The organism is Microcoleus sp. CAWBG58, assembly GCF_020883045.1.
In the GTDB taxonomy this organism is placed as follows: domain Bacteria; phylum Cyanobacteriota; class Cyanobacteriia; order Cyanobacteriales; family Microcoleaceae; genus Microcoleus.
This window is the reverse complement of sequence record NZ_JAHRFA010000018.1, coordinates 71,081-87,075: the sequence shown is the minus strand read 5'-3', so window position 1 is coordinate 87,075 and position 15,995 is coordinate 71,081. Positions and strand designations below refer to the sequence as shown.

The 15,995-nt window shown below is 45.5% G+C and carries 12 protein-coding genes; 7 read left to right on the top strand and 5 right to left on the bottom strand.

Features of this window, described 5'->3' with window-relative positions; translation table 11 throughout:
* Positions 1–35: 35 nt before the first annotated feature.
* Positions 36–3,482 (top strand): CHAT domain-containing protein, encoded by a 3,447-nt coding sequence (locus tag QZ918_RS10700; protein WP_293334440.1) that lies wholly within the window; start codon positions 36–38, stop codon positions 3,480–3,482.
* Positions 3,483–3,560: 78 nt separating this feature from the next.
* Here the strand turns inward: QZ918_RS10700 and QZ918_RS10695 are convergent, their stop codons facing one another.
* Positions 3,561–5,045 carry a hypothetical protein gene (locus tag QZ918_RS10695; protein ID WP_293334437.1) on the bottom strand — a complete coding sequence of 495 codons (1,485 nt, stop codon included), beginning with the start codon at positions 5,043–5,045 and terminating at the stop codon, positions 3,561–3,563.
* Between the two features lie 9 nt (positions 5,046–5,054).
* Positions 5,055–5,519 (bottom strand): hypothetical protein, encoded by a 465-nt coding sequence (locus tag QZ918_RS10690; protein ID WP_293334434.1) that lies wholly within the window; start codon positions 5,517–5,519, stop codon positions 5,055–5,057.
* A gap of 162 nt (positions 5,520–5,681) precedes the next feature.
* Here QZ918_RS10690 and QZ918_RS10685 point away from each other — a divergent pair, with 162 nt between their 5' ends.
* A complete protein-coding gene (locus QZ918_RS10685) occupies positions 5,682–10,115 on the top strand; it encodes a tetratricopeptide repeat protein (protein ID WP_293334431.1) in 4,434 nt (1,477 codons plus the stop codon).
* A gap of 256 nt (positions 10,116–10,371) precedes the next feature.
* Here the strand turns inward: QZ918_RS10685 and acsF are convergent, their stop codons facing one another.
* Positions 10,372–11,445 carry a magnesium-protoporphyrin IX monomethyl ester (oxidative) cyclase gene (gene acsF / locus QZ918_RS10680; RefSeq protein ID WP_293334428.1) on the bottom strand — a complete coding sequence of 358 codons (1,074 nt, stop codon included), beginning with the start codon at positions 11,443–11,445 and terminating at the stop codon, positions 10,372–10,374.
* 7 nt (positions 11,446–11,452) lie between these two features.
* Here acsF and QZ918_RS10675 point away from each other — a divergent pair, with 7 nt between their 5' ends.
* The 3 genes from QZ918_RS10675 (at position 11,453) to rpmF (ending at position 12,728) form a co-directional block, all read left to right on the top strand.
* Positions 11,453–11,728 carry a hypothetical protein gene (locus tag QZ918_RS10675; protein WP_293334425.1) on the top strand — a complete coding sequence of 92 codons (276 nt, stop codon included), beginning with the start codon at positions 11,453–11,455 and terminating at the stop codon, positions 11,726–11,728.
* Positions 11,729–11,836: 108 nt separating this feature from the next.
* Positions 11,837–12,313, top strand: a complete 477-nt coding sequence (locus QZ918_RS10670) for a TM2 domain-containing protein (protein ID WP_293154576.1) — start codon at positions 11,837–11,839, stop codon at positions 12,311–12,313.
* Positions 12,314–12,554: 241 nt separating this feature from the next.
* A complete protein-coding gene (gene rpmF, locus QZ918_RS10665) occupies positions 12,555–12,728 on the top strand; it encodes a 50S ribosomal protein L32 (protein WP_293132726.1) in 174 nt (57 codons plus the stop codon).
* Between the two features lie 153 nt (positions 12,729–12,881).
* On the opposite strand, the gene queA is transcribed toward rpmF, so the two are convergent.
* Entirely contained in the window at positions 12,882–14,012 is a 1,131-nt protein-coding gene (gene queA, locus QZ918_RS10660; RefSeq protein ID WP_293334484.1) for a tRNA preQ1(34) S-adenosylmethionine ribosyltransferase-isomerase QueA, read from the bottom strand.
* 145 nt (positions 14,013–14,157) lie between these two features.
* Here queA and QZ918_RS10655 point away from each other — a divergent pair, with 145 nt between their 5' ends.
* Entirely contained in the window at positions 14,158–14,547 is a 390-nt protein-coding gene (locus QZ918_RS10655) for a hypothetical protein (RefSeq protein WP_293154581.1), read from the top strand.
* A 196-nt stretch (positions 14,548–14,743) separates the two neighbouring features.
* Here the strand turns inward: QZ918_RS10655 and QZ918_RS10650 are convergent, their stop codons facing one another.
* Entirely contained in the window at positions 14,744–15,310 is a 567-nt protein-coding gene (locus QZ918_RS10650; protein ID WP_293334422.1) for a YraN family protein, read from the bottom strand.
* Between the two features lie 12 nt (positions 15,311–15,322).
* Between QZ918_RS10650 and QZ918_RS10645 the strand changes: the two genes are divergently transcribed.
* Complete coding sequence (locus QZ918_RS10645) at positions 15,323–15,844, top strand: pentapeptide repeat-containing protein (protein ID WP_293334419.1); 522 nt, start codon at positions 15,323–15,325, stop codon at positions 15,842–15,844.
* Positions 15,845–15,995: the final 151 nt, after the last annotated feature.

Below are 15,995 nucleotides of genomic sequence, written 5' to 3'. Positions count from 1 at the left end.
AGCAGTTAAACAGGTCTTTTTTTGAGCAAGGGTTTATGAATCTCGCTGTTTGGGTTTGGGGGCGTTGGGGGTTAGCTGTCGGTGCTAGTATCCTGCTAGCGTCAGCCACCACGCCAAATCCCAAGACATTTGCAAGCTTTGGCGATTGGTGCATCAACAAAGAGCATTTAACCCCCCAAGCCAGACATACGGTAGAGGTGTTGCTATCAAAAGCCAAAACACAAGAGTGCGATCGCGCTCAACAAACCCTGGCTAATCTAACAGAACTTTCTCTGATTCGCAGTCAAATAGTCGATATCCAACCCTTATCAAAATTCACTAATCTCAGAAAGCTTAATCTCAGTTCAAATCAAATAAAAGATGTCCAACCATTATCGGGACTGACTAATCTGAGAGCGCTCGTCCTCAATTTTAATCAAATCTCAGACGTGAAACCGCTATCGAGATTGACTAATCTAACAGAAATTTTTCTCGAAGCCAATCAAATTGTAGATGTCACACCGTTAGCAGGATTGACCGATATAACAGGCTTTTCCCTAGCATCTAATCAAGTTGCTGACGTGGCACCATTGTCAAAAATGACTAAGTTAGAGTTTCTTTATTTGGGCAACAATCAAATAAAGAATGTCAAGCCATTATCTAGCTTAAGTAATCTGCTGTTACTCTTCATCGAATCCAATCAAATCTCAGATATAAAACCTTTAGCAAAACTGACGAATTTAACAACTCTCAATCTGAGTAAAAATCAAATTCAGGATGCGACACCTTTAGCGGAATTGAGTAAACTGACAACTCTCGATCTCAGTGGAAATTCAATCCCGGAGGGGGAAGCAGAGAGATTAATTCAGAAAAATAGACAGCGATTAAATCAGCAAACAAATCAGCAAACTGAAGAAGTCGATCGCTTGATTCAAGAAGCTAGCCAACTATTCGATCGCCAAACAGCATCATCTTACCGAGAAGCCTTGCAAAAGTTCGATGCAGCACGTTCGATTTATCAAAGGCTGGGAAAGCGACAGAGTGAAGCTTACGCGCTGAATCAAATGGGATTGATTGCTAATAGATTGGGAGAGAGACAACAAGCCCTAGATTACTACAAACAAGCTCTTTCTTTGAATCGGATTTTAGGCGATCGCCCGAAACAAGCCATCATGCTCAATAACATCGGCTCAGTCTACTATGCTTTAGGAGAGAAACAGCAAGCCCTCGACTACTATAACCAAGTTCTGGCGCTAATTCGAGAATTGGGCGATCGCCCGATCGAAGCTACCAACCTCAACAACCTGTTGCAAATACCCCCAAACAGTGACATATCATTGAACGATCGCTCTCTTCAAGCAATTCCCTTGAGCAACATACTCAATATATCCCCAAACACGCGCGCATCGTCGGGCGATCGCACTGCCGAAGCTACCACTCTCAACAACATCGGCTTAGCTTACAACGATTTGGGAAACCAACAGCAAGCCAGAGAATATTTCAACCAAGCCCTTACCCTGTTTCGCGCTATGGGCGATCGCACGAAGGAAGCCACTGCTCTCACCAACATCGGCTTAGCTTACAACGATTTGGGAGAAAAACAAACAGCCCTCGATTATTATAACCAAGCACTACTTCTAAGACGGCAAGTGCGCGATCGGCGTGGAGAAGCTCTTACACTTAACAATATAGGTGTTGCCTACTCAGAATCGGCCCAAAAGCAGCAAGCACAAGACTATTTCAACCAAGCCCTGCCGCTGTTTCGAGCTGTGGGCGATCGGCCCGGAGAAGCTCTCACCCTCTACAATATTGCTAATATTAAAGCTAATTCTGGCAATCTAATTGCAGCCCTCACCGACATTGAATCCTGCATCAAAATCATCGAAAACCTCCGCACCAAAATTAGCAGCAACCAACTTCGCACCTCATACTTTGCCACAGTAAATAACTATTATCAGTTCTACATTCACCTGTTAATGGAACTGCACAAAACCAATCCCAAATCTGGCTATGATACCAAAGCCTTAGAAGCCAGCGAACGTTCTCGCGCCCGCACTTTACTGGAACTTTTGCAAGAAGCAAAGGCCGATATTCGCCAAGGAGTCGCCCCAGAATTATTGGAACAAGAACGCAATTTACAACAACAACTCGATGCCTTAGAAACACGGAAAATCAACAATTTTAGCACTCAAAATCCGACTCCGGCGCAAGTAGCAGCAGTAGAAACACAGCGCCAAAACCTGCTATCTCAATATCAAGAAATTCAAGCAAAAATTCGCACCACCAGCCCCCGTTACGCCGCCCTCACCCAACCCCAACCTTTAACCCTTTCACAGATTCAAGAACAAATCCTCGACGACAAAACAATCTTACTGCAATATAGCTTAGGAGAAAAGCATAGTTATCTCTGGGTTGTGAGTAAAACCAGTATCACCAGCTACGAATTACCTCCTCGCATCCAAATAGAAACAGCCGCCCGCAATTTCCGTAACGCTGTAACTAATCCGCTGTATCGAGACATCCCCAATCGAGTTACCGAAGCTAGCAACGCCCTCAGTAAAATCATCTTACAACCTGTCGCAGCACAACTCGCTCAAAAACGCCTGCTGATAGTTGGCGATGGCATTTTGAATTATCTTCCCTTTGCCGCCCTCTCTCTTCCCGAAACATCCGGTAAAAATGACCATAAGCCTTTAATTGTAGAGCATGAAATCGTGCTGCTGCCTTCAGCTTCCACCTTGGGAATATTAAGACAAAATTATCGCGATCGACCAAACCCAACTCGGACTTTAGCAATGTTTGCCGATCCAGTTTTTAGCGCTCAAGACGAACGATTCAAAGCACCCGCTACTACGACAGATCGCGAAGCAATAGAATCAGTAAATATTGGCTTAAGCCGCTCTATCGGCGACAGTAACCGACAGTGGATCCGTTTGCAATTTACTCGCAAAGAAGCTCAAATCATTCAATCGTTAGTCTCGGAAAATTCTAGCACCCAATCCTTGGATTTTGCAGCCAATCGTGACACAGCAACCAATCCAAATTTAAGCCAATATAAAATCATTCATTTTGCCACCCACGGTTTCGCTAATAGCACTCACCCGGAATTATCAGGAATCCTCATGTCCTTAGTAGACACAAATGGCAAACCCTTAAATGGATTCCTGCGGCTTACGGATATTTTCAATCTCAAACTAGCAGCAGAATTAGTAGTTTTAAGTGCCTGTCAAACGGGATTGGGGCAGAACATTCAAGGAGAGGGAATGGTGGGATTGACAAGAGGATTTATGTATGCGGGTGCGAAGCGAGTGGTGGTGAGTTTGTGGAGTGTCGATGATGAAGGAACCTCGAAATTAATGGCTAGTTTCTATGAGGGAATGCTGAAAAAAGAGTTGACGCCAGCGGCAGCTTTAAGGGCGGCACAATTAGAAATGTTGCAGCAGAAAGAGTGGCAGTCTCCCTATTATTGGGCGGCGTTTACGCTTCAGGGTGAATGGCGGTAAATGTTACACGACTTACGCAATAATGTTGACACACTGTGGGAATTCCCCCTAAAACTATATGAATTGCGATCGCTTCTACTACTTCTTGAAAAACCAGATCAATTTGATAACCAATGCGGTGATAACTGCGGCTACAACTCCTATGCCCACGCTAGCTGTCGCTGAGACAGCAGGAACCAACCAAGGATCTGGAATGCCAAGCTGAGAGAGCGTGGAACCTAGAGGATATTTTGTGGCTTCTTTGGGATCAGATGCACCGGGAAATTGTGTTGCGATCGAGGCTACCATCGACCCGGCAGCCAGTCCAACGCCTAAAATCGCAACGGTGTTTTGAAAGTTGCGATCGCGTTCTGACTGGTCAATTTCTGTGATTCCCCGAATGGAGTTAATTAACTCTCCTAGTAAAGTTACTCCCGAACTGAAGCTTTCACAATCATTCTGAATTTGTAGTAAATATCGGTGTTCAACATCATCGTCAAATCGCTTCAAAACTTCCAATTGCTTCAGAGCTTCCAGCTCGTTTTCTGCTTTAAATTCTTCTGTCAAGCGCTGTTTTATTCTCTCCATTCGTCGTTGGTAGTTGAGCAGGTTAACCTCTATGGTACGTTTTTGAATATTGAGGTAATTCAGATGGATCGAGTAGTTGGAAAAAGTATTTTGAGCATCGAGCAGAATTTGACGGAGTTTTTTAAGGTTTAAGCTTCGGGTTTGACTTTGATTGAAATCTTTCAAGTATTGCTTAATTAGATCGAAATCCTCTTTGAGTTGCTGTCTCAGATATTGGCTTTGACCGTAAGCCCAGATAATTTTACTGCGGTAGGCAAATAAACGGAGCCAGTCGAAGTCAAGTTGAGAGGCTTTTTTAGCGGTTTCTGAGTCGGGATAAATGGCAATGAAAACTGTGTTGTTATCCTGAATTTGATGGATGTTCCGGATAGAAATTGAATCCGAAATCGAGGAAGCGATCGCTCCTTTGAAACCATAGCGCCAGAACTCAAATATCATTCCTCCTGCAAACTGACTTTTGCCTCGAAAATCACGATCCCAATCCAGTTCTAGTTCTGGAATTTGGCAGCACGATCGCGCAATCGTTTCAGCGTTATCTGGGGTAAAGTTAGGAATTTGACCCGATAGCATCCAGACTTGTCCGATCGAACTCTTTTGGTTAGCTAATCGCAGTTCGAGTTCTGCTTTAAGATCGGCAAAGCAACTGACGGGCAATTTTTCAGTTTGGCTGCGATCGGGATGCCGGAAAGAATGTTTGACAGAACAATCGAGTAACAGTCCGTAACTCTCCCCCAAACGGACTGGATAGTAGTACCCTTTTAACGCATATTTAAGCGATCGACTGTCAAATTGCCGTGTGCCTCGACTACCCGATAGTTCAACATACTCTCCTTCTATATCAGCATCTCGCTGTACGATCGAGGCACGAAGTTGTTCGGGAAGTTTTAGGGAAAAATTGACTCGATCGTTAGGGCGATCGCCAGCACTATCGCCCAGTTCATCGCGCAAGTCGTACAGAAATAAATCTAAGGTTGGATAAATAATTTCACTCATCATCTTTAGTCTTCAGGATTTTGACTTTTGGAGAGCGTCTTGAATTCGCTGAAGAAAGCTGAGATTTTTAGTAGTTGTTGATGGATCTTTCTGGGTCAATACATTAATCGATACATCGACAATTTCATTACTTGTTTTGTCCGGTTCGCCTTCCGTATAGCCGAAGGTAACAGTTTCTCGGCTTTGGGGGAGTAATTCTGTTTCTTTTTCCTGTTGGGTTGGTAGTAATTCGATCGGGATGTTGCCGTCGATCGCTTCTAATTGAACTTTAGCAGTCTGAAAAAGTCGATCGAGAGAGGGGTTTTGCTGGATGACAGCCATCAAGCCTTCTTGAATATAATCCCAGTCGTCTGGATCGATCGCGAGTTGTTGACCCTTTGTTTTCAGCTTCGCTCGTTCGTCGGTGGTGAGTGGCGTTTCTAGCTGTTTCAGAGCGAGTAGGAGCGCCAATAGAGTCGTTCGAGGAGATTCAGCCATGAAGCCTGCGAGGTGAAATGGTTATTTAAAGTTTATGTTAGAGTAAAATAGGCGTTTAAGTCAGAAATTAGCCTCGATCGCTGTCATCAGGTCTGTTTTAGTCGCGTTTGGGTGCATTGGCAATAGGATATAGCGCTTAAAAGTTAAATTAAATTCTTTACAATGCGAAATGCACTGGTTGTTGGGATCAATCAGTATCCTGGTTTAGAGGATGCTAGAACAGGTCAACCGAAACACCTAAGAACCCCAGCGTCAGATGCTGAGGCGATCGCGCAACTCTTGGAAGCCGATAATAATTTCCGGGTGCGACGGTTCCCTTGTAGCGAGATTGATGGAAAGTTACAGGTCGATCCAGATAAATTGGTTAAGGCTGAGGAACTTTCAAATGAAATTACCGCACTGTTTTTGACCGAAGACGGACGAAATACAGCACTGTTGTTTTTTGCCGGACATGGACTCCCCAAACCTTTAGGAAGTTTAAAGCAAATTCTGCTAGCAACCAGCCATGCTAACCCTAGACGCAGAAAATGGGATGGCATACTGCTCAGAGATTTATGGGAAATCGTAGAGCAAAGTCCTGTTCAAGAGCAGATTATTTGGTTGGATAGCTGCCATAGTGGCGAGTTGCTGGAATTTAAGGAGAGCGAGTTACTGAGGCTAGATTCTGAACGCAAGCGCTTTTTAATTGCCGCTTCTCACAGTTCGGAAGTTGCTTACGAGCGGTTGGATGGCAAGCATGGCGTGCTATCGGGGGCGCTGATCGAAGGGCTTAACCTCATAATGCCCCAAAATAAATGGATCACCGATCGGAAACTTGCTGATTTCGTAGAGGAGAAATTAAAGGCAGATTACCTTAAAACCAAACTTCCTCAAAATGTGCAAATCAGAAGACCCGATCGCGAAATTAACCTGGTTCTTGGCAAAGGTTTGTTGAATATTCATCCGCCAACACAACCAAAACCATCAGTTGTTCGGAAAATTCCCTTTGTGTTGCCACAGTTGGATGTTTCGACTTTCACGGGTCGAGAGGAGGAGTTGACGCGGCTTGAAAAATTACTGTTAAGCCCTCAAGGGGAAAAAATATGCAGCATTGCGAGTGTATCTGGGATTGGAGGGATTGGAAAATCTGCCCTTGCCTGTCACTTTGCCACTATTCATAAAGATAATTTCCCAGATGGCGTGATTGGTTTGCGGGTGGATGGCAAGGAAATAAATGCCATTGCTCGTGAATTTGCGCGTCGGTGCGGCGAGGAAATTGACTTGGAAGACGAACGAGATGCCAGCACTATTATGCAGGAGATATTTTCTCACCGTCGGATGCTGTTGATTTTCGACAATGCAGAAGAGGCTGAAATTCACAAATTGCGTCCCGGTGGAAAGAGATGCGCGCTTATTTTTACGACTCGCGATCTCGGACTCTCAATCTCGCTGGATATCCCTAATGAAGGTCGAATTAACCTGCCCGTACTTCCCAATTCAGAATCCCTGCATTTGTTGGAAGCCCTAATCGGAAAAGTTCGGGTAGTAGCTGAACTCGAAGCTGCTTGCGATCTCATTCAATTGGTTGGTAATTTACCTTTGGCGCTGCAAATTATAGGTGCGGGATTGAAGCTTAATGAAAGGCGCAGTCTTGCCGATTATGCAGTATCTCTGGGTGAGGAACAGCGACTGGCAAGGTTGAAAGTCAGAGGTGACGAGCGTTGGGATTTGCTGGCTTGCTTTTCTTTGAGTTTGAAGCACCTTCAGCCGGAAGAAATCGATTTCTTTGCTAGTTTGAGCGTCTGTGCTGAGGATGGATTTTCTCGGCGAACTGCAATGGCGGCAAGTGGCTGTGAGGATGAGTACGCGACACAAGAGTTGCTCGATTATCTCTGCCGGCTGTCGTTGCTCAATTATGCTGAAGTGGGGGAAAATCGTTTTGTCTTTCATACACTCATTCGTCTATTTGCTCGCGAACTTTCGATCGAACGTGAGTTAGAGCAAGAGGCAGCAGCCCGACACGCAGAGTTCTTGATTAAGTTTGTTAAGTCGAGCAAAATCGAAGGCTCTGTTGCTTCATTTATCGCAGAAGAATTCAATAACATTGTTCTGGCGGCAAAGTGGTTGCAACAACAAGAAACTACATCTAGGAACAAAGAGAAAAAAAAGTACAATTTTGCGATCGGCCTTCAACCGTTTTTTGAACGATACGGTTACTGGAAACAAGCAGTTACTTTCATGGAGGGATTCGAGCAACTAGCAGAGCGTAACGAAGACTGGAATGTTGTTATCAAATTTCGGATTCAGCAAGCAAAGTATCTATCTTTGCAGGGTAAGTGGTCTAGTGCAGAAACAAGGCTAGAGGGTATTCCAGAAATTCTCAGCAAAATCGAGGAGAAAGCACCTCGTCAACTTTCTGAAGCCAAGTGGCTCACAACTCTAGGTGGCATACTAATGCGACAAGGGAGATTTGATGAAGCCGTTGATCCTTTCAAGCGTGCTGCAAATATTGATGAGCAACTTGGGAACCAAGAGGGCTTGGCAATGGTTCTGAACAGTTTGGGTGGATTACTGCGACGACAGGGAAACCTTGACGAAGCTGAAGATGCTCTTCAGCGTAGCTATGTTCTCTCTGAGAAATCAAACGACAAAAGCCATAGGGGCATGGTACTGCATAATTTAGGTAAAGTTCGACACGATCGAGGGTGCTTGAATGAAGCGTTGGAAGTCCTCCGGCGCAGTCGTACTATTTTTGAGGAGTTGGGACACCAACGCAGTTTATTAATGGTACTTACCAGCATCGGTAGGCTTTTACAGGAACAAGGAAAATTCCACGAGGCTATCGATGCTATTCAGAGAAGTGCAGATATTGAAGAGCAATTAGGTGACAAACGAAATGTCGCAATAAAATTAAATCTTGTAGGTGGTTTATTTCAGGAGCTAGGACAACTTGATAATGCTTTAGAAGCTTTCGAGAAAGCGGTAGAAATTAGCCAAGCTCTCGATGACCAAAAACAAGTTGCGATCGGACTCAACGGTTTAGCCGGAATCTTGCAGCAACAAGGCAATCTCAAAGAAGCTGCCGCTACTTTTCAACAGGTGGTGGAGATTGGCCAAGCTCTCGATGACCAAAAACAAGTCGCGATCGGACTCAACTGTTTAGCCGGAGTCTTACTGCAACAAGGCAATCTCAAAGAAGCTGCCGCCACTTTTCAACAGGTGGTGGAGATTGGCCAAGCTCTCGATGACCAAAAACAAGTTGCGATCGGACTCAACTGTTTAGCCGGAATCTTCCAGCAACAAGGCAAACTTGATGAAGCTGCCGCCACTTTCCAACGTAGTGTTGCCATTGAGGAAAAGTTTGGCAATCAACCTGGTTTAACCATGACCTTAATCAGTTTAAGTAGAGTGTTGCGAAAACAGGGTCGCCTTGAAGAAACCATCGAAACACTTGAGCGTATCGCCGTAGCTCAGAAAGAACTTGGCAACCAACGAGGTGAGGCAATAACCCTAACCTATCTCTCCGGAGTGTTGCGGCAACAGGGTCGCCATGAAGAAGCCATCCAAACGCTCGATCGCATTTTTGCTATTGACAAGCAGCTTGACAATCAACAACAGCAGGTCATTACATTGATCCGTTTAGGTGCAGTCTCACAACAGCAAGGGAACCTTAAAGACGCTATCGATAATTTTGAGCGTAGCCTTGAACTTAGCAAAGAAATAGGCGATCGACAACTCCAAGAAACAACACAGAGAGCTTTAGGAGAAGTGTTGCATCATCAAGGGTGTTTGTTGCTAACTAAAAAAGAATCTTGGAACGAAGCCGAGGAAGTTCTTCGCCGCAGTCAAGATATTTTTGAAGAGTTGGACGATTGCCGCAATTTAGCAATGGTGTTAAATAGCTTGGGAGGATTGTTACGAAAACAGGAAAAATGGAAGGAAGCGGAGGCAATGCTTCGATGCGGCTACAATCTAGCCGCCGAGAAACTCAAAGATAAGCGAGGACAGGCAATTATCTTGAATAGTTTAGGTCAGGTCTTGAGCCAACAGCAAGACCCTGAAAATTTTAAATTAGCCCTCATGTATTTTCGAGAAAGTATCACACTTGGAGAAGAACTTGATGACCAACCCCACCTAGCGAAAGTTTACACGGCAATGGGTCAAGCTTTACTGAGCAATCGAGAAACAGAACAAGCTGTCATCCTACTCATCCAAGGTTTTGAAATTGATGAAAAATCGAGAAATAGCTTTGGTTTAGCTCTCGTTACTCAGGATTTAACTTGTGCACTCGGAAAGTTAGGTAGACAGAACGAAGCGTTAGCTTATTGCCAACGTGCGCTGGCAATTGCTCCCAAAAATCGAAAACTTCAAGAATTATGCGATCGACTTTCCTCTCCAAATATCAAACAAGGTATAGTCAAACACAAGCGCTACAATTCACAGCAAGGTTTCTACTGGGGTCATATAACTCCTAGCGATGGAACTCCAGATATCTACTTCCGCGAAGGATTCATCGATTCGGACTGCATCGCTCAACTGCAACCGGGCTCGATCGTTGAAGTTGAAGTCCAGCAAAATTCAAACGGGCCTTGTGCTAAATATATTAGGGTTGTCTGAATAAAAAGATCCTAAACTTGATAAGTTATCATCACGTTACGTCTTCCCGATCGCATATTACTCACCTTTCATCTCAAAATCAACTCCTTGGTAAAGTTCGCTCAATTGAATTTGAAACTCGATCGCACTTAATGTCATAACTTAATCAGCTCTTATATATTCTGTCAACACTATTTATTTTAAGACTAACATCATACTAAAAAAAGCGGTTCTGCTTACTACAGAACCGCCATAACGGAGGATAGAAAATCAAAACTTAATGGACAGCACCCTCAACAGAAGGCGATTCAATCGTCTTCATGAAGTACAGTTTCACCAACTGCCAACCGTTGGATACATACAGAGGCAATTTTTGGAACAATTGCAAAACTTTCGGAGTTTTAGACTCGACAATCGCGGTTAATTGCTGATTGTTTTTGAGGCAAACATCCAACCGTTCGTAAAACTCGGGATTATTTACGTCGAGCATTACCGGGAAGACGCGGCCTGCTGTTTCGTTGGTTTTTTTGATCACTTCAATGTCGTATTCGCGAGCATCGAGTCCGAGCGATCGATAAAAACCACTGCGCTGGATATCATTGAGATACATTGTCGCGAATACCGACAGCAAGAAGAAACGGCACCACAGCTTAGCGCGCCAATCGTTCAACATCTGAGGCTGAGCTCTCATCACTGCATCGAAGAAATCTCCGTGGCGGTTTTCATCCTGACACCAATTTTCAAAGAAGCGGAAAATTGGATAAATTTGGTCTTCAGGATGGGCTTTCAAGTGCTGATAAATCGTGATGTAGCGCCAATAACCGATCTTTTCAGACAAGTAAGTAGCGTAGAAAATAAACTTCGGCTTGAAGAATGTGTAACTGCGGCTCTTTGTCAAGAAACCCAAATCTAGAGACAAACCAAAGTCGGACAGCGCTTTGTTGAGGAATCCGGCGTGACGCGCTTCATCGCGGGACATCAGCAAGAAACCTTCGGCGAGTACCGGATTTTTGTCTTTGAGTTTGCGTGCCAGTTCTTTGTATAGCAAGAATCCGGAAAACTCAGCGGTGCAAGAGCGTTCGAGGAATTCAATGAATAACTTGCGCTTTTCGCCGTCGATATGTTCCCAAGATTGATCGAACTCGGCATCGCGCACGAAGTGGGTTTTGTTGTAGTCAACGCGGAACTCTTTGATAATTGCTTCGAGTTCGGCTTCGTTTACCGAGATGTCCATTTTGGCCATCTCGTCAAAGTCTGTTGTGTAAAATCTCGGTGTGAGAATAGTTTCTTTGGCTGGGGTTTTTGCTTCTTGCTGCTCGGCAAAAGCGGGTTTTTTGAGCGAATCTACCATATGTTTATTGGATGTTTTGCTTATAATTGCTCGCTTGTTTGATGTTTCGGGTACTGCGGGCGATCGCCCTTGTATCTCCGACCACCGCTGTCCGGCGCACTTTTGCGCTTTCTGTGACACTCAGATCAAAGCTGCTGAAATTGCCACAGCCTCCAGTTTACCAAGCTCTCGACCCTGGAAATATGTCGCTGGCGTTAAGAATTGCTACGCAAAATTACTCATCGGCTTTGACACAAAAGGCTTTCGGGAAGAAAATGCTGCTTTTTGTCAATCCATAAGATAAAGCACAAATAAATTCCGCTGTCAAGCTGTTTAACCACAAAATAGTGAAGTACAAAATATATATTGAGGGAGCGCAATAGTTAAAATAACCAGGCAGGACGGGCATCAAATGAGCAATTTAGGTGTTAGTTACCTTTTATGGGCAGCTTGTTTTTTCGGCCCATTCGGACTCCACCGCCTCTACAACGGCAAGATTGGCACGGGTTTGCTGTGGCTGTGTACCTTTGGGTTATTTGGGTTCGGGCAATTGTTTGACTTGCTGGTGTTGCCGAAGATGGTGGACGAGCACAATGCCACTCTCAGGGGCAAACTCGGGGTATCTCCCCAAGGTATACCGCTATCTTCCACCAGCGGGGCGATCGCCTCGACATACCAGAAGCAAACCCCGGAACAGTTAGGGATTAAACTCCTGAAGGCAGCTTATACAAAAAATGCAAGATTATCTGTCACTCAAGGGGTGATGGCAACCGGCGCTACTTTTGCTGAAGTGGAAGAGGCTTTCACGGCAATGCTGAAAACGGGTTATGTCAGCATCGAGAATGACCCAGTAACTGGCGTCGTGATGTACTATTTTCACGAACTTTAAGCTGGAGTGGGTGGCTCAGCCGAGGGATTTGATGTGTGGTTACAGAGGCTAATGGCTGACGCACCCTACGTACTATAAATGTAGGGTGCGTCAGTCTGGGGATTGAGCGTGTTGTTCGAGAAGCTAGTCGCTGACGCACCCTACTAATGGATATTGCTGGTTGTGGTTTGTCGAGTAAGCTATTCAGGCAAAATCGGCTAGAATGATTGTTTGTCTATACAACCAGAAAGTATTTAGCGTCATGGCAGTCCCTAAGAAGAAAACCTCCAAATCCAGAAAGAATATGCGTAAAGCCACATGGAAGCGCAAAGCTGTAGTGGCAGCTCAGAAAGCTTTGTCTCTCGGCAAATCTGTTCTGACTGGGCGTTCCAACAGCTTCGTGTATCCCGGCAATGAAGAAGAGGAGGAAGAATAAATAGATTAAAAATTAACAATTGGCATTTCTGATATTTTGCACCATTCTCGGTTAACAGGCTTTGCCGGCTGTTGGAGAACACATATATTTTCTTGTGGGGTGGCCACTTTGGGCCGCCCTAAAAGAAAGTTTGAGAATGGTGCCAGATATGAGTTAATCGTTCCTTGCCATCGGTAAAATAATCGTGGCATCGCCAAAAGAATAAAATCGGTACTGATTCTCGATCGCCTCTCGGTACAAATCCAACAGCCGAGGCCTTCCAATCATCGCGCTTACCATCATCATCAAAGTAGAGCGCGGCAAGTGAAAATTGGTAATCATCCCGTCTACAACCCGCCACTTGTAACCGGGATAAATAAACAAATTTGTCTGGCCGCAAAAAGGCTGCAACGAAAAATCTTCGCTCGCCGCCGCCGCTCCCTCTAAAGCTCGCACTGCTGTCGTACCCACGGCAAAGATCCGCCCGCCTCGGGCTTGAGTTTCCCGGATTTTCTCGACGGTGCTGGCGGGTACTTCCACCCATTCGCCGTGCATTTTGTGAGCCGTCACGTCTGTCACCTCCACCGGGCGAAACGTTCCGACTCCGACGTGGAGGGTGACAAAAGTTTTTGCGATTCCCCGCTCTTCCAAGCGGCTGAACAATTCTTCGGTGAAGTGCAACCCTGCTGTCGGAGCTGCCACCGCCCCAGGCTTTTCGGCATAAACAGTCTGGTACTGTTCCGGCGCAGCTTGGGAATTTTCGATGTACGGAGGCAGGGGTACGTGGCCGTATTCATCCAAAAACTTCGTCAGAGTCGAATCTGTGGGGATGTCAAACTCTAACAGCCGTCCTCCTGTTGGCTCGTCTCTAGCAATTACTGTAGCAGTCAATCGACGATCGACTCCCACAGCCTGGGGAAGGCAACAGCAAGGCCCTTCCGCAGAGTCATCACAGGAGGCGGGCTCAAACTCAATTTTGGCTCCCAACTTTAAGCGTTTCCCGGGTTTAACCAAAGCCAGCCAGCAGTTGTGCTGGCGTTCTTCCATCAACAATATCTCCACAGCCGGGCCGTTGGGTTTATGCCCGTAGAGCCTCGCTGGCAGAACACGGGTGTTGTTCAGTACCAGCAAGTCTCCGGGTTCGAGCAAATCCGGCAAATCGTGGAAAATCCGGTGTTGGTGGCTGCTCGGAGAATCTACCACCAACAACCGAGAACTGTCCCTCGGCACTACGGGATTTTGGGCAATGCACGAGGGCGGAAGTTCGTAATCATAAGCGTCCAAAGACCAGTCAATCTCTGTCATCGGGTGAATTCCTGTCAAAAATCTGTCAGCTCGGTAACAAATTGGGTAAAAACCCCCATCCCAAGTCGGGTGCTTTTCCCCTTGTGGTGGCGGGTATAGCCCGCGACTATAGAGGTGTAGCATCAGCTTTGCTCGAAGGATAGTTATGGAATACCTCTACTACATCGCCAATACTAGCCTCACTCTGAGAGTCGTGGATTACCTACGCACGGCTAGTCATCTTCCTTTGCAATTTATCACTGTTATTCACCAAATTGACGGCTGGGTAGTGAAGGTGAAAATGAGCCAATATTTGACTCCAGAAATGCACGGGGATTTTCGGGCTTTTATGAACGAAGTCGGGATTCCTTACGATCCTGAAATTCGCTTGCAAATGGCACTGTGGAGCTTGGAAACGGGACAGTCGCCGCTGAGCGTGATGCGCCGCTACCAGGTGGCCGTGGTTTGTCACGGAAGCCCAGACCGCAAAGAAATTGAAGCGTTTCGCCAGCAGTTTGTCAAGGGTCTCGGATATTGCCCGGAAACTCTGGCCTAGACTGCGGAGCAGATCAATTGCCTGCGATCGCACAGTCCGATCGGGAGAAGGCAAGAGGGGCAGAGGAGTTAACGCTTTTTCCACGTCTGTTAAAGATGAAGAAACCAATGGGCTACTGTCAAGGCAAGTTAACAATTAAAAATTACCAAGCGGTATTACTTTTTAATTTTAGCCTGTAATTTTTAATTTGACATTTCTAATCACTAAAAGCCGATCGAATGTATTCTTGCAGGGTAAGCCGGTAGTTTCCGGCAAGGGCGGATTGAGAGTTTGCTGTCGTTGGTGGTAATATTTGCTTGGTCTTTTGCGATGAAGGCTCGCACCTGACTAGGGCGACATCGAACCGACAAGAATTATTTGCTAAATCTGGACGAGTGCTTAAAAATATTTCGGCGGTTTGCCAAAGTTTGGCTTGTTTCGTTGCACTAACAGCCAAGATTCCGCCAGCATCCCAATTTCCACGACGGCGAGTTTTGACTTCTACAAAGGCTAATGTTGGGAATTGGCGATCGCGAATTCCTGGGTTGTTTTCGCTTGATTCATCTCTTCCGAGGGCGATGATGTCAATCTCTCCCCAGCGACAGCGGTACTGGCGGTGCAGGATTTCCCAACCTTGCTGCTGCAACCACTCGGCGACTAAGTTTTCTCCCAACGTGCCTATATCCCGAGAGTTTGCCCGTTGGGGAGAGTGGGAGGCGGCGGGAACCACCGAAGAGGAGCGCTTTCTGGTAGAATTCAATTCTGAACTGTCATTGCTGCCCATTAGCTTTAACTTATGAATTCTGGAATTCGCCAACATCGCAAAAATATTTATACTTTCTTGCTGAGTTTTGTTATTTTAGCAGTAATTGCCGCTGGGGCGATCGCCATCAATCCCGCACCTGCTTTCGCCTTGGATCGCGACAAAGAAATCCTAGTTGGTGCTGATTTTAGTGGAAAAGTTTTGACTAACGACAGTTTTAATAAAGCTAATCTTCGCAACAGCAATTTTACCAATGCAGATTTGCGTGGCGTGAGCTTGTTTGGTGCCAATATGGAAGAGGCAAATTTTGAAGGCGCTAATTTAACGGGTGCGACTTTGGATTTGGCTCGGATGATGAAAACAAATCTAACTAATGCTATCCTTGAGGGTGCTTTTGCTTACAATACCAGACTGGAAGGAGCTGTGATTGACGGTGCTGATTTTACTGAGACTCTGCTCCGAGACGATATGATCGAAAAGCTTTGTAAGGTTGCAAAAGGTACTAATCCGGTGACTGGTAGAGAGACTCGCGAAACTCTGTTTTGCGATTATTAATAAGGTTTTTTGTAGCAAGGACTGAAGTCCTCACTACGAACTTGGAAGGACTGAAGTCCTCACTACGAACTTGGAAGGACTAAAGTCCTCACTACGAACTTGGAAGGACTGAAGTCCTCACTACGAACTTGGAAGGACTGAAGTCCTCACT

What these genes read in the sequence shown, in the direction of transcription:
- QZ918_RS10655 (WP_293154581.1), top strand. Translation starts at nt 14,158, where the DNA reads ATGGAATACCTCTACTACATCGCCAATACTAGCCTCACTCTGAGAGTC.
- acsF (WP_293334428.1), bottom strand. Translation starts at nt 11,445, where the DNA reads ATGGTAGATTCGCTCAAAAAACCCGCTTTTGCCGAGCAGCAAGAAGCA.
- QZ918_RS10685 (WP_293334431.1), top strand. Translation starts at nt 5,682, where the DNA reads ATGCGAAATGCACTGGTTGTTGGGATCAATCAGTATCCTGGTTTAGAG.
- rpmF (WP_293132726.1), top strand. Translation starts at nt 12,555, where the DNA reads ATGGCAGTCCCTAAGAAGAAAACCTCCAAATCCAGAAAGAATATGCGT.
- QZ918_RS10650 (WP_293334422.1), bottom strand. Translation starts at nt 15,310, where the DNA reads ATGGGCAGCAATGACAGTTCAGAATTGAATTCTACCAGAAAGCGCTCC.
- queA (WP_293334484.1), bottom strand. Translation starts at nt 14,012, where the DNA reads ATGACAGAGATTGACTGGTCTTTGGACGCTTATGATTACGAACTTCCG.
- QZ918_RS10690 (WP_293334434.1), bottom strand. Translation starts at nt 5,519, where the DNA reads ATGGCTGAATCTCCTCGAACGACTCTATTGGCGCTCCTACTCGCTCTG.
- QZ918_RS10670 (WP_293154576.1), top strand. Translation starts at nt 11,837, where the DNA reads ATGAGCAATTTAGGTGTTAGTTACCTTTTATGGGCAGCTTGTTTTTTC.
- QZ918_RS10695 (WP_293334437.1), bottom strand. Translation starts at nt 5,045, where the DNA reads ATGATGAGTGAAATTATTTATCCAACCTTAGATTTATTTCTGTACGAC.
- QZ918_RS10645 (WP_293334419.1), top strand. Translation starts at nt 15,323, where the DNA reads ATGAATTCTGGAATTCGCCAACATCGCAAAAATATTTATACTTTCTTG.
- QZ918_RS10700 (WP_293334440.1), top strand. Translation starts at nt 36, where the DNA reads ATGAATCTCGCTGTTTGGGTTTGGGGGCGTTGGGGGTTAGCTGTCGGT.